The following is a 13723-nucleotide window of genomic DNA, read 5'->3' as shown; positions in this document are numbered from 1 at the left end:
TTGGTGGGCTTTCGCGAAAAACAAGTCTGTGGATAAGCTGAGAGAAGAAGAAAAGCATTGGTTCGGCAGTTCCACCGATGGGAAAACAGACGCCAGTCGGGTGCGCATTCGCCTGGATGACTGGCGCGGCGCGACCCTGAGTAGTCAGGATTTCGCCGAGTGCGATTTCCCTTCCGTTCGTCATCCTGAAGTCGGCAGGAACGTCAGTGCTGCGCTTTACCTCGGTTACGGACCTGTCACGTGGAGCAACGCCGAAAAACGCGCGGAAATGGCGAGAAACTCGGCGCTTTCCCCGCGGGAAGTCAAAAAGCTCCGTCTGAGTTACCCCGTCCATCTTGAGGATGAGATGGACAGAAGTCTCCAACTCGTGGCGTTGTTCGGCTGCCTCGGAAGCCGATGCCGAAACGGTTGGGGATCTCTGGCCGTCCGGAAAATCGACGCTGATGGACGGAGAGAATCGCTAGTCGAGGAAAGTATTTTCGACCACAGTGACAAAGAGTCCCGAAACTGGCTGAGAGCCATGGCCGTCGGGTTGTCCAACGCTCTCCAACAGGACTGGTGTCACGCGTTAGGGAAGGACAGTGAGAAGCTCCTGATGTGGCGAACCGAAGAATTTGATGCGTGGGAGAAGGTTCTCGGGAAGCTCGCCGAAGCGAAAGTCGATCTGAGAACCAACCTCCCTTTCAAGACTGGCGGTTCTCAAGAAGAACTTTCTGATCGCCACCTGTTGGCATACCCCGTCACGAACCATGAGCTCAAAGCGTGGGGAAAGAATGCGCGTTCGGCGAATCAGCTGCTGTTCAAGGTGCATGCTCTGAACAAAGGTTATGTCGGGCTTGTCGCTCATTTTCCCCATTCACTGCCGACACCCCTTCGGAGAAAACTCCAGTCCCCACCCAGCGCGGCGGAAGAAACCGACGTGTGGCGTCGCGTTCATGATCGCCTGGACAAGAAACTGATTCGGTTGCCGTGAGGAGGACCTCATGACCACTGACAAACACTGGAAAGTAAAGGTTTTAGCGTTCACACACGACCCGCCCGAAAAGCCCCTGATCCTGCTTCGCGGGAAGGGTCACGAGGCGGGCACGGTGGCCCGGCTCAGGGAATATTTCAATCGGCAATTGGATCCAAGCCGGGAAGAACTGGACGCTCTCCAAGATTGTGTGAAGAAGGGAGATTGGTGGGCTTCCGCTGCAGACCGACCGTCATTGCCCAAAGGGCTCGTCGGCGGCGTGACGTTCACCCAGAATCCCCGGCTGATCCACCCGCTTTCGGGAAATCCCATTGATCTCAAGAGCCTCCAGATGGACATTCCGGTGGAAGCCGTCGAGGCGGTCAGCCTGGACCATCTTGAGTCCCTGATCGTGGAAGAAAACGGACGGGTCGACTGGAAGAAAACCTTTCTCTCGCTGTGGCGATTCGGTCCGTGCCGTCCAGCCAAGGATCTTGGCTCTTTTTGGGGTCAGCTCCCGGCGGATACGCGCAGTCCGGACCATACCATCTGGGAGCATCTTTCGCTCACGTCGGCCTTTGCCGGAGCCCTGGCTGCGGATGCGAATGAGGAGCCGGCCCTTTTCCTGATGAGCTTCGGACCGGTACAGGGATTCATCGCCCAGGCCCGAAGCGTCTCGGATCTCTGGGCGGGATCCCATTTCTTGTCCCGGATGGTCTGGGCGGCCCTCGAAGAAGTCTGTGACCGCTATGGTCCCGATGCGGTTCTCTTTCCCAACCTTCACGGCGTCGCGATGGTGGACCTCTGGCTGTATGGGGTCTTGGGGGAACCGTATATGCACCTCTGGTCCTCTCCGCAGGAGAAATCCGGCGAGCCGGAATGGAAAACCCGCGAAACGGATGCCAACCCTCTGTTCGCCGCCGCGCTTCCCAACCGATTTGTGGCCTTGGTGCCGGCATCGGCCGCCAGGGATCTGGCCGGTGAAATTGAAAACAAGGTCCGCCGGTGGACCCGTGAAAAGGCCGGGGAAGCCCTCCGGGAGTTGGCGGAAAGGGCGGGCGTGGATCATGAAGACGACGCGGCACGGCAGTTGGAAAGGCAGCTTAAGGACTTTCCGGAAATCTCCTGGGCCGTGGTCCCGTGGCGACTCGGCGGAAAGGAGTCTCTGGATGACGGGGCATTGAGGGAACTGCTCAAACTTATGGGGGCCGCGCCTCATTACATGCCTGAGGACGTGGAGCGCATGCTGAAAAGCGACCTGAAACTGAACGGAATCTCCTTTTACCAGCCCAACCCGGGGGTCGCGTATCCGGGACTCTATGAGCTTCTGGAAAGAATCCACAGCGCCGCCAAGAGCGTCCGCACATTCTCAGGTGGCATCGAAGAAGGCTACCGGTGCACCCTCTGCGGCGAACGGGAATGGCTCGCCCACCGCCGCGACGGTGACGATGCAGTTTCCGGAATTTTCACTCCCCCGGGACAACGCAAGGGGACACTCTGGACGCTTCTTCGCGATAAGAACCCGTCTTTGGCGAAAGAAGGGGAACATCTGTGCGGGTGGTGCGCCCTGAAACGCGCCTGGCCTCGACTGTTCGTTCAGGAAATCAAAGAACGCGCCGGAATGGGAAAGGAACCCGGTCGTTTTGTGCTTTCCACGCACGCCGTGGCGGTTTCCACGTCGCTGTGGCGCTGGGCGCAAACGCAACCAGGGAACGGTTTCTTGAACCCTGAGGGGACTCAAGCCCTATCGGCACTGGTTAAAAAGCTGGAAGGACTTGTGAAAGACCATTCCGAGGCGCGTCCGGTCGTACTGCCGGCGAAGCTCTATGGAAAGCTCCGCCACATGGGCCTTCCCCAAGAAACCATCGAGGCGATCAAAAGAGTGCCGGCCCTCTTGGACGCCGTGGAAGGTGACGATGCGCGGCAGAAAGCCCTTCGCGCTTTCAAGGATGGCTTCGGCGTGATGCCGGAAACCTATTACGCCTTGGTCCTCATGGACGGTGACCACATGGGAAAATGGCTGTCGGCAGGCGGTGAACGACCCACCTTGGGTCAGAGGTTTCATGAAAACACCCGCGCCGAGCTAAAGCGCTATGATGTCCTGAAGGACTATTTGGACACCCCGCGACCGGCATCCCCGGCCTGGCACCAAGCCATCTCGGGGGCCCTCAACGCCTTCGCGCTCCATGTGAGTCGCCGGATCGTCGAGGATCTTTTCATGGGAAAGCTCATCTATGCCGGTGGGGACGATCTTCTGGCCATGGTGGCCGTGCACGATCTTCCCGCCATGATGTTCGCTTTGCGATGCGCCTTCTCGGGACAGCTGCCCGCCGGAATGGACGATGACTCTTTTTGGAGGAAACTTGAAACCACCCCAGGGTTGTTGAAATTCGGACGGGGTTATGCCTTGGTCCAAGGTGCCGGCCGCAGGGAACTTTTTCGGCTCATGGGTGAGAAGGCCACGGCCTCGATGGGCGCCGTGATCGCGCATCATCAGGCGCCCCTAGCGCGTGTGCTCGCCCAATTGCGTGCCGCGGAGCGGAAGGCCAAGAACGAGGGCGGCCGGGACGCTTTTTGCCTCAGTGTGTGCAAGCGCTCCGGGGGAACGGCGCATCTGGTGGGCCGATGGAATGTGGCGCAGGGTTGGCGTGGGAGCGACATGGGCCTTCTCCTCGACTTACGGAACCTCATCGCCCGTGATGTGTCCCGCCGCGTTGCCTATGAACTCGCTGAGGTTTTTCAGAATGCGCCGCCCCGTGCCGAAGCCTTGGCGGCGATCATGGCCTACCAATTTCGGCGGAAAGCGAAGGGGAAGGAACCCGAAGCGGAGGATCTGGCGAGAGATCTTGCAGCCCGTGCCGTCTCCATGGCCCAACAAAGGGCTTCCGAGTCGGGTGAATCTCTCTCTCCAAACTCATGGTTGAGAGACCTTGTGCTCACGGCGGAGTTTTTGGCTCGAGAGGGCCGCGTGAGCCCTGAGACATCCACGGTGGAGGAAAACCGATGACCGTTTTGACTATCACCCCATTGGACGTGCTGATGCTGCGGGGCAACCGCTTGTTCGGCGGAGGCGTCCACGGTGGGGCCGAGATGCCCCCATGGCCGTCGGTGATCGTCGGAGCCCTGGTCTCGAGGGCCTTGGCGGATCGACAGAAGGTGGACGACATCACGGCATCGCCCAGTGAAGCTGAACGCATCATTGAGGAGTGCCTCGGGCGCGATTTTCGGCTTCGCAGCCTGTGGATCATGAAAGAGGGCATGCTCTGGGGGCCGGCTCCTGCCGACCTTGTGGCGATGGCCCAACCCGGCGGAGGACTTTCGCTGTATCGGATGCAACCGCGCCGCATCGCCTCCCACCCTGTGTGGGCGGGCTATCCTCTGGAAATGCTTCCTGTCCTGGACATTCCGGAACGGCAAAAACCTGCGGGGTCCGTGTGGCTGAGCTTTGAAGGATGGAAGCGGCATCTGGCGGGCGATGAACCTCTTTCGTCGGACGCCGCCACTGCAGACCGGTTTTGGGCGCTGGATCCCCGGCTGGGCATTGCTCTGGAAAGCTGTTCGCGTACGGTGAAAACAGGGGCCATATACACCACCGATGCCGTGGCGTTGAAAGCGGACGCGCGCCTTGTGGCCGTCTTCCACGGTGACAATATCCCGAGCAACGGTTTGTTGCGTCTGGGAGGTGACGGACGTGCCGCGGAAATCGCACAGCCGCATGAGCTCGACACAGCGGCCCTTGAGGACTTCGGCCGGCCTGGAACAGGCTGGAAAGGCTTTCGGATGATCCTCGCCACTCCGGGAATATTCCCTGACGGGTGGCTGCCCCCGCGCGTGGACGCGCACGCCGGTTTCGTTTTCACCCTGGATGGCCTCACGGCACAGCTCGTGGCCGCAGCCGTGGGCCGCCATGACGTGGTTTCCGGATGGGACCTGGCGAACCAGGCGCCCAAGCCGGCGCAAAAGGTCGTCCCCACGGGGTCATGTTACTGGTTTCGGGTGCTTGACGGCGACACGGCGGCACTCCAAGGAATCTACGAAAACGGGCTGTGGATCCTCATGGATCCAAGGCATCCCGCTTACGGGCGAAAGCGGGAGGGCTGGAATCACGTATGGTTCGCTGACTGGAAAGAGGAGACTAGCCATGTTTACGCGTAAATGCCTTACTTTTTTCTATGCCGTTACGCCGGTCCATATGGGTGCCGGACAGGCCTTGGGGGTCATTGACAATCCAATCCAGCGGGAACGGCACACGGAGCATCCGTCTTTTGCGGGCTCCGGGATCAAGGGCGCGTTCCGCCATGCCGCCGGCGAAATCTGGACGAATGACGCAGGGCTGCGGGATCGGATTTTCGGGCCGGAACAGGACGCTTCGGAACACGCGGGCGCCGTGAGCTTTTCGGACGCCCAATTGGTGGCTTTTCCCGTGCGCAGCTTGAAAGGTGTGTATGTCTACGCCACATCGCCGCTGGCCTTGCAGCGGTTGGGCCGTCTGGCAGCCGTGGCGGGGGTGGCCGGCTTTCCCACGTTCCATCCACCGGTGCTGCGAGACGAGGAGGCCGTGGTCCTGGATGACAGCATCCTCGCCCAGTCTGAAAGCGGTCACCGGTTGGTGCTGGAATCCTATGCCTTTCAACCGTTGACGGACGCCGAGGTCATCGAAAGACTAAAGAAAGTCGCCGAATGGCTTTCTGAAAACGCCCTCCCTGCGGGAGAAGCCCACAGTTTTTTCCGACAGAAACTGGCCAGCCACCTGGTGCTCCTTTCGGACACCCAGCTGACCTTCTTTGCCAGAAACGCCACCGTTGTCGAACCTCACGTGCGCATCAACGATGAATCGGGTACGGCGGACGAAGGCGGGCTTTTCTTTACGGAAAATCTGCCTCCGGAAGCGGTGATGGTGGGTCTCACCATGGCATCCCAAGAGCGGTTGAAGAAAGGGACAAGAAGAGACGGCCGGATGAGCTCGGATGACGTGATCCGCAAAATCCGCGACGCGTTTGACGGCCGATGCATCCAAATCGGCGGTGACGCCACGACCGGTCGAGGCCAGGTGCTGATCAGTCTTCGGGTGAGCGAAGAAGGAGAGAACCGATGAAGACACTCGATCAGATTCGTGCCCAGTATGCGTGGGGGTGCGTCCAAGGAATCGACGCAAAGTACAAAAATTTGTCCAAGGGGCTCCCCGCGCTGGTGATGAGCAACGGCCTGATGCAGACCCTGGCCTTTTTGCAGGGGAAGGCCGAAGGCGGAAATGAGCATCAGAAGATCATTAAACACATCCTGGAATGGTTGGGCCGGCCGGACGCCCAGGTCTTCACAAACGATCGATGTCGTGATTTCGCATCAGCCATGGAGGCTTTGTCGGAATGCGACAGTTTGCTGTATCAGCGCGCCACGGAAGAGACCCTCAATCTTCTCAAGTGGATCCGTTATTTGGCCGCCACTGTGGCCTGAATCGGACTGGATGGGCCTGCCTCGCACCGTGCCGCAATGGAGCCACCAGCCGGAAAGGAGGGACAACTCATGGCTCCTTCTCGCAAAATACCTTTTGAAGTTCCACGCCGGGCCATCCCCGGCGACCTTGCGGCGGCTTTAGGGGATCGATATGAACCTGGTCGCAATGGGAAGATCGCCGACTATTGTCCTCCGGGTCACCGTTTTCTGCTGTATTTCCATGCGCTGTCTGATTTCGGCGAAGCAGATTTGCCCGATGACAAAAGGCAAAAAAAAGAAGTGCAGGATGCTGCCCAAAAAGGGGACTGGAGGAAACTTTCCCAAGAGGTGCAGAAGGGGCGCGCCCGCATTACAGGGGAATGGCAGCCGCTGAAGAACCAAAAAAGAATCGCCTTGGAAGCGGCGGCCGAAATGGGTGCAGCGGCAAGGCGAGTCCTCGAGGCGCTCAACAGACGCCAGGGCGACGTTTTTTCAGGCGATGTGTGGGAAAGGGAAGTGGAACTGCGGTCACCGCTCGTGACGGGGTCCGGCAATCCCCACCCGGTGGAAAACGGCTTTGCGTTCTTATCGCCCCATGGAGTCCCGTACGTGGCGGGTTCCGGGCTCAAGGGCGTCCTGCGTCGTGCGGCCGAGGAACTGGCCCTGTTGTGCGACGACCCCAAGGGATGGACCCTCCCCGCGGTGTGGGCGGTTTTCGGCTTTGACGAGAAGAGTGCTTATTTGGAAGTTGGTGACAGCGAATGGGTCCAGGGATACCAAGACTTCGTCGGTTCAGTGAAAGAGAAACCGGATCCCATCTTACAGGAATTGTTGAAGATGTGGTTCGTGCCCCACGAGATGCCGAAGGACCAAGCGACCTTCCTCAATCAGCTCCGGACGGACAAAACCCTGAAGCGCGCCATTCATTCCCAGGGCTTGGTGATGTTCCAGGACGCCTTTCCCGATAAACGATGCCGCTTGGCAGTGGACATTCTCAATCCCCATCACAGAGACTACTACCAGGTAGCCGACAGGAACGTGACTCCTCACGATGCGGAACAGCCTGTACCGATCTTTTTCCTGGCTTTGCAGCCTGGGGCCAAGTTTGTTCTGCGGGCCAAGGCGGTGGCGGGAAAGACCTCTCTTCCGGCGCCGGTTGGTGACTGGAAAGGGTTGCTCGATGCGGCACTGGAGCATTCGTCCGAATGGCTTGGGTTCGGGGCGAAGAGCTCCGTAGGTTACGGTGTGATGGGGCTGAAAGAAAAGGTCCGGAAAGAAGGAGAAGTCGCGAAAGAGGGAGAGCCGAAGAAAGGGCTGGCGGAGGAGGCTTTTCGGACCGATGAGAAATCGGAAAAGTGCGCCGAAAAGGAGCAGGGGGACCGCCAAAGGGAGGTGGAGCCGCATGTCGAGTCCATCCCGGAGCCCGAGAGGATCACGCAGCGATTACGGACGGTTGTGGAACGTTACCTATCCTTGAGCGAGACGGAAAAGAAAAAGGAGCGTTCCCTTTTGAACCAGGCCGTCAATGAAGCTTGTGCACAGGCGGTTCAGTGGGAGAGCCGAGAGCTTCGGGAGAGCGTGGCGGACTATATTGAAGAGGTTTGGAATCAGGTGGGATGGGCGGACCCGGGGTTAAAAAAGAAAAAGAAAGAAAAACAGGAAGAGAAACGCCGGAAGGCACTGGCGGACCTGCGTGCCGGCAAGGTGTGAGCCGGCCGACCGGCAAGCCTGGGGCGGGCCCGACGGGTCTTATGAGTGTGGCTCGTCGAAGACGTGGGCCAACGTCGTGGGCATTTGGAGGTCGAGCTTGGTCTTATGGCCCACGCACTGCAGTCCCTTGGTGAGAAAATCGGTCAAGACTCCGGCGACTTCCCCATAGGCGGATTCGTCAATCGGCTGTGTCCCGTGGGCCAGGATGGAAAAATTCCGCTTGGAGAGGGCATTGACGATCGGTTTGCGTTTTTCGTCAAAAAGCGAACCTAGAGGGTCCTGCAAATGGATCAGGAGCTGGTAGGCTTGATAAAGACCGATTTTAACTTTTCCGTCTTCTGTCGTGAACCCTGAGTAGTCCTTCCGCCATGCCTCCGGGATCTTTGTGATATCCACATCACTCGTGTCAATCTGGTGAGACTGGCGCAAACGGGTTTGCGCCAGCATCTCCACCGCTCGATAGAGTCGCCCGACGGCGTCGTCATAGCGTTTTTGGATGGCTCGGCGTTCGGCGTTGTAGAGAAGGTCTTCCACTTTTTCGTATCCCGTGTGGTCTTTGATTTCGCCGACGATCCGTTTGAGAAACACGAAGTGTTTGGGACAATGGCGCGCATGAGGTTCTAAAAGATCTCTTGCCTCCCCGTGTTCGAAACGGTCCCAAGCGTTGTAGGCGAGGCAGAGGTTATGGCAGGTCCCGATCGTGCGCTGTTTTTCTTTAGGAATCTCTCCTCGGATAAGCAGTTGTGTCAAATACTCGGCGGCTTCGGCAAAGTGATAGCCCTTGACCAAAGTTTCCAGCATGGTGATGTGCTGGTCCATAAGGACTCTAGCCGTACTGACCCGTGCGGGATTATCGCCCACGCGAACTTTGATGAGATCTCGGCGCGGTCCCACATTGCACTGGAGTTCCCATCGACGATGGATAGCGTAAAGGACGAGCGCGGAGCTCATGGTTTTTGTGCCGCCCGTGTAGTTGGCCACGACGTGAATTTTATGGCCGGGCTGTTGGGTTTGACTTTGGATGTCCTTTTCCACCTCTTGGCACACACCGTAGCACTCGTCGAGGTCATCAGGATTTTTTAATGTGAAGATTCGGTATTTTTGTCGATCGAGCCTTGTTTGGGCGACAATGGAGGGAAGTAGCCGGTCGGGTTTGTCTCCCGTGCACGGTGTGCCGGGCCCATCCACCAGCGTCCGGCTTCCGTTTGGGCCTTCGCTGCAAATGAAGTAGACGAAATCCGGGTTACAACACTTGATGGCGTTCACGATGGGGGCGCAGGCCCCTCCCACGGTGAAGACGAGGCATTTTTCGATCATGGTTTTGGACCTCGGTGGTTTTCATGGCATCCGGCCGTGATGGGTCTTAAGCCGCGAGTTAGAAGCCGGGTAGGGGTTGCCCGCCCATAAGAGACAGCGGTAACAGTATAGCTTGTCACGGACCGGACGTCATCCCGAAAAGCCCAGGTTTCTCTGTGACACCGGCTCTGGGGCATTCCCGCTTTTTCGAAATGGTGTCTCGTCTTATGAGGCAGGGCGCATTATGGCTCAGCCGCAGTTCTCCCTCCACGTATTCATTCCGGCCTAAACTCTTGGATGATTCCACCGGTCACAGTCAACGGGGCGGATACGCCCCAATCGGATGCCGTCCTTGACGCATGGATTGTGGCGGCCCTTTGGGCGGGTGCTTTCCAATCGACCGCCTCAAACAGGACCCTGTCCAACGCCCACAGGGGCAGTGCCGGGTGTCTGCCCGTGTGTCGCCATCCCTGCAATCGGGAGCTCCATGGGCTCGACCTAACCATAAACGCCCGTGCCAGGGTTCAAAGAGTTTCAATCCTTTCAAACCGGGATCTGCATATGGACAAAAGGGTATGGGAGTAAGAGTATGGAGAACGTAAAAATCCCGATCGGCTCTGGCAGTCCGGCGTGTCTACGGCACAGTAGCTCATGCAGATCTTTGATCGCCAGAGCAGGCTCCGCCGCCGAGCGCTCTTCGCGATGTAGAGTCTCTCGCAGCTTCAGGAGCCTGCGCTCCGGTACGTTCATATCATTCATGGAGATCTCGCTGACAGGAAACAGAAGCTCAACCTAAGAACGCAGCCGGCGCTCACCAGTCGCCAGGAAGGGCTTGCCCCACTACTTGACCACGATGGGATGGGGCGGCCCAAAGCGCTTAATAGAGCCTTTGGGTGGAGTCAGTGGGTCAAACTCCTTCCGCTGCCGATCTGGTCTTAGGTGTATTTCATTCGAAGCAGTTGGCTTTACGCTTCCTCGCTTCCTCTTTCGAGCGCCACGGGACGTTCGGTCGCTCGACGGCTCGGCAACACATTATGTTCTCGATAAATGAGCTGTGCTTTTCGGTGCCAAAAACGGCCGAAAGTCTCTGACGCTCAAGGCCTGAAGCCCCCTCCTTTGTGACCGAGGTTCCGGTCCAGCTGAATGCGCGGATCATACCGACGGATCTGGTCCTATAGTTGCGCTGCAGGATCCACAGAATAGCGGAGACTGTCCGCCGGGCGGCTCAGGTCATACTGATATCGAGCTCCGCTTGCTCCTCTGTAGTAGCCGTCTTGGTCTTTCTGCATAGGAAAGGCAAGCAGTCCTGCGAGCAGTGCCACGGCCATTACTCTCTTGCCCATTTTTGTCCTCCATGCGGATCTATGTTGCCATTTTTCTAACGTCGGCTCCGGATGCTGCCGGCGCTTTCCCACCATGCCTCAAATGGGGGCCTGTTTTTGGACAACAGCATGGGGCAGCCAGGCCGACGAGGGGTGCCCTGTCTCACTCCCCTCGAATCGGGGCCTGCCTTCGGACTCTATAGCCGAAAAGGCGCATGGTCTCTAGGCTGAGAAGGCCGTTGCAAAGCACCGGCAAAGAGGGTGGGTGTTGGGTTGTTGAAAAAATCGACATGTGTGTATTGTCCGTTAGTTAAGTTATTGGAACCACACACTTTTTAGGGTGCAGAGGACCTCTTTTTGCTGCGTCTAGTGAAATCAGTAGGTTACGGGTTTTTGTCCAATCGCTCGGAAGGTCTTCTGCAGGGAAGAAAAAGACGACGGCGCTGCGGGGACAAACGGCCATGGCGGCGCGTTGCTCCAACGAAGGATGGAGCCCCCGTGGGCGCCCGGCCCTCCCTCCTGGTGTGAATGAAATCCGCACCACTCACCCTCCACTCCCGACGGCGGATTCTTTGAGGGTTTTGTCGAGCGGGGGAATCTCTGTGGGCCGGCCGCCGCCGGCGATATGTTGCACCCCATGGAAGCGACCCAGTGCCTTAGCTATCGTCAGCCGTGCGCGCCTTCCGGTATCTTTCCCATGCCTGCTCCAGCTGCTCGAGGCCTTTGGGAAGATAGTCCATCAGACTCTGGGCCGACGCAGCCTGCGGCTTGAAGCCTCCGTGCATGAAGTCGTTTCGCCTGGGCCGCAACGCCTCATAAGCCTTCGCCAGGCCTTTCAACTCCGATCCATGGCGGCGGATCAGGGCGAGGGCGTCCTCCCGGCGTTCCGCCAAGGCCCCTTTCCATTCCTCTTCACCCTTGCCTTCCGCCACCACCTTCAATAGGCCGTTCCAGAAGCCCTCCCGAAGGTCCTCGTCCAAGGGGTCGTGTCCCTCCAATCGGCACAATCCGCTCAGGATCGTTTCCCGCATCAAGATATAGGCCTGGGGAATGAGATCATGGTCCAGGCACCAACGGACGGCGGCAAATCCCTTGGATACGGGATCGTCCACGTCGAAGGGGCGGGTCTTTTCCCGGACCCGCTCCAGCAGAGGCGTGAGGGGTGGAAGAATGTCTTGTTGTTCCAACTCGGTCACCAGGTGCCCCAGTCCCCGGGCCTGTTCGATTTGGCGGCCCCGAACGGCGCTCAGGTTGAGGCACAGGGTCTTCAGGGACCGATTCAATTCGGCCACGAGCAAGGCGGTCTTGTCACGTTCTTTATTGTTGGAAAGAAGTGGGCCCACGCCTCGATTCACCAGCTGGGCAAGGCTCTGGGCCCGCCCCGCCGTCTCGAACATGTCCACCGCACGAGCCCAGTCCAGGAGGGTGTCATAGGGCGAAAGATCGAAAACCGGGGCGATTCTTTCGGCGTCCGGGATTTTTTCGGCCTCTTTGCGAGGCCCCAGGGTTTCGAAGGCGCCGTAATAGATGCCCAACACGCTGATCTTTTTCAGGACCTTGGCGTAGTTGAGCGCCACCGCATTGAGAAGCGGCAGGGAGCGGAAAGAGTGGGTGATGTCCATGACCACCTGATCTTCCTGTTCCAGCGCATCCATGAGCGCCATGAAGACGGCCATGATCTCCTTTTCGTTCCGGCCTTCGGGCACCGGCACACATTCCAGTTGAGCCTCCAGGCCCATTTCCTCAATCCGGCTTGCCAGGCCCTTCGGGAAGTTGCCTCCGTCGCTCCAATTGCACTTGCGCGCCATGTCCGTGCAGAAGATCAAGATGCGGTCTTTTGAAGTCCACTGCCCACACAGGTGCTCCAGCAGGGCTTCCTGTACGAAGGGGGTGGGCCGGGACGTCCAGCCGTCAAGACGGTACCGGCACGGCAGATACATATTGGTCCCCAGGGTGCTGAGAAACACTTTGGCCATGATCGTCCTCCGTTTTCGTTGGGCTCCAACCCGGGATGGGCCCAGTGCTTGGCCCCTGAGCATCCAGCCTGGGAAGCGGGATCCTACAGGTTCCGTCCTCCAAGTGAATACCCACTTTCCGGGCTTCCCGGGCCTGTCGCCGGAAAGCTATCTTCCCGTTATGCGTGGGCACCCGGCGCCGGGCAGCCGCTTCAACGGATTCCAGCAGGGAACAGGCCCACGAAGATGGATTCATGGGCTCATAGCCCTGTGGCAAAACGAAGAATCAAGGTCCAGCAGGCCGAGATCCTGCTCTCATTCAAGAAAAAACGGCCTCGGGGAGGACCTTTGCAAACGGCTTCCAACCATGGGGGGCCGACGTTACGAGGCGAAGGCCCAAATCCTTTCCCCACGGGCGGCCTGAGGTTCAAGCGCACAGAAGATAAGAAGACGCACGGATGGACCGGGCCACTCCATGACAGAACCTGGCCTTGTGCCTCGCTTGTAGGACGCCCTTGGCGAATAGCCAACGGGCGAAAACGGGACCCTTCATGTGATGATCTAAACATCACCCCCGTTGTGGAACAAAACCTTCGGGATCGCCTTCTTACCGAACACTTCTCCGTTAGGGATGGTGGTGTCTCAGCGAAAAAGAAAGGTGCTGCATAATCCCACCATACTAATATGAATTATTTGGAATCGCTCATCCTTTTGATGCTTGACACAACCTTATTTTTGGTTTTCTTATAAGAGAAAAGCTTCACATGTTCCACTCCTTTTTGCAACTCCACTCACCAGGGCCGTAACCGGAGAACAGGATGTGCCACGGAAGCCGCCCCCTTTTGGTTCGATTCCCTCGGGTAAGGGCGCGGTGGCTCCCGAGTTGCGCAATGTGCTTTCGAGGCTGGGCAGGCGGCTGACGCAATGCAGATGGGCTGCCTTCACCACTCCGTAAATGAGAGGATTTGGGGCGTGGCTGTGATGGAAGTGTCTCATGGACTCCGTTCTTCAAACGCGAGCCGTCCTGTCGATTGGAACAAAGCTCCAACGGTTTA

Annotated in this window: 9 protein-coding genes; 6 read left to right on the top strand and 3 right to left on the bottom strand. The window is 58.4% G+C overall.

Annotated elements, in window-relative coordinates; all coding sequences use genetic code 11:
* Positions 1 to 28 precede the first annotated feature (28 nt).
* The 6 genes from ACZ5K9_RS00105 (at position 29) to cmr6 (ending at position 8095) form a co-directional block, all read left to right on the top strand.
* The gene (locus ACZ5K9_RS00105; protein ID WP_464272410.1) at positions 29 to 973 is read left to right on the top strand and encodes a hypothetical protein; all 945 of its coding nucleotides are present in this window, start codon (positions 29 to 31) and stop codon (positions 971 to 973) included.
* Positions 974 to 983: 10 nt separating this feature from the next.
* A complete protein-coding gene (gene cas10, locus ACZ5K9_RS00100) occupies positions 984 to 3959 on the top strand; it encodes a type III-B CRISPR-associated protein Cas10/Cmr2 (RefSeq protein ID WP_464272409.1) in 2976 nt (991 codons plus the stop codon).
* A complete protein-coding gene (locus ACZ5K9_RS00095) occupies positions 3956 to 5107 on the top strand; it encodes a type III-B CRISPR module-associated Cmr3 family protein (protein WP_464272408.1) in 1152 nt (383 codons plus the stop codon). Before cas10 ends, ACZ5K9_RS00095 begins: the two co-directional genes overlap by 4 nt.
* Complete coding sequence (cmr4, locus tag ACZ5K9_RS00090) at positions 5094 to 6047, top strand: type III-B CRISPR module RAMP protein Cmr4 (RefSeq protein ID WP_464272407.1); 954 nt, start codon at positions 5094 to 5096, stop codon at positions 6045 to 6047. Before ACZ5K9_RS00095 ends, cmr4 begins: the two co-directional genes overlap by 14 nt.
* Positions 6044 to 6406: a type III-B CRISPR module-associated protein Cmr5 gene (gene cmr5, locus ACZ5K9_RS00085; protein WP_464272406.1), complete on the top strand. Its 363-nt coding sequence runs from the start codon at positions 6044 to 6046 to the stop codon at positions 6404 to 6406. The genes cmr4 and cmr5 overlap by 4 nt, the downstream gene beginning before the upstream one ends.
* 69 nt (positions 6407 to 6475) lie before the next feature.
* On the top strand, positions 6476 to 8095 hold the full coding sequence (gene cmr6 / locus ACZ5K9_RS00080; RefSeq protein ID WP_464272405.1) for a type III-B CRISPR module RAMP protein Cmr6: 1620 nt from the start codon (positions 6476 to 6478) through the stop codon (positions 8093 to 8095).
* A gap of 39 nt (positions 8096 to 8134) precedes the next feature.
* Here cmr6 and ACZ5K9_RS00075 read toward each other — a convergent pair whose 3' ends face one another.
* The 3 genes from ACZ5K9_RS00075 to csx2 all read right to left on the bottom strand — a co-directional run bounded on the left by ACZ5K9_RS00075 (position 8135) and on the right by csx2 (position 12689).
* Complete coding sequence (locus ACZ5K9_RS00075; protein ID WP_464272404.1) at positions 8135 to 9412, bottom strand: TIGR02710 family CRISPR-associated CARF protein; 1278 nt, start codon at positions 9410 to 9412, stop codon at positions 8135 to 8137.
* A gap of 1151 nt (positions 9413 to 10563) precedes the next feature.
* Complete coding sequence (locus ACZ5K9_RS00070) at positions 10564 to 10734, bottom strand: hypothetical protein (RefSeq protein WP_464272403.1); 171 nt, start codon at positions 10732 to 10734, stop codon at positions 10564 to 10566.
* Positions 10735 to 11369: 635 nt separating this feature from the next.
* The gene (csx2, locus tag ACZ5K9_RS00065) at positions 11370 to 12689 is read right to left on the bottom strand and encodes a TIGR02221 family CRISPR-associated protein (protein WP_464272402.1); all 1320 of its coding nucleotides are present in this window, start codon (positions 12687 to 12689) and stop codon (positions 11370 to 11372) included.
* Positions 12690 to 13723 lie beyond the last annotated feature (1034 nt).

Source organism: Desulfosoma profundi (assembly GCF_055387865.1).
The sequence above is the reverse complement of the archived record's forward strand: the minus strand, read 5'-3'. Positions and strand labels throughout refer to the sequence as shown.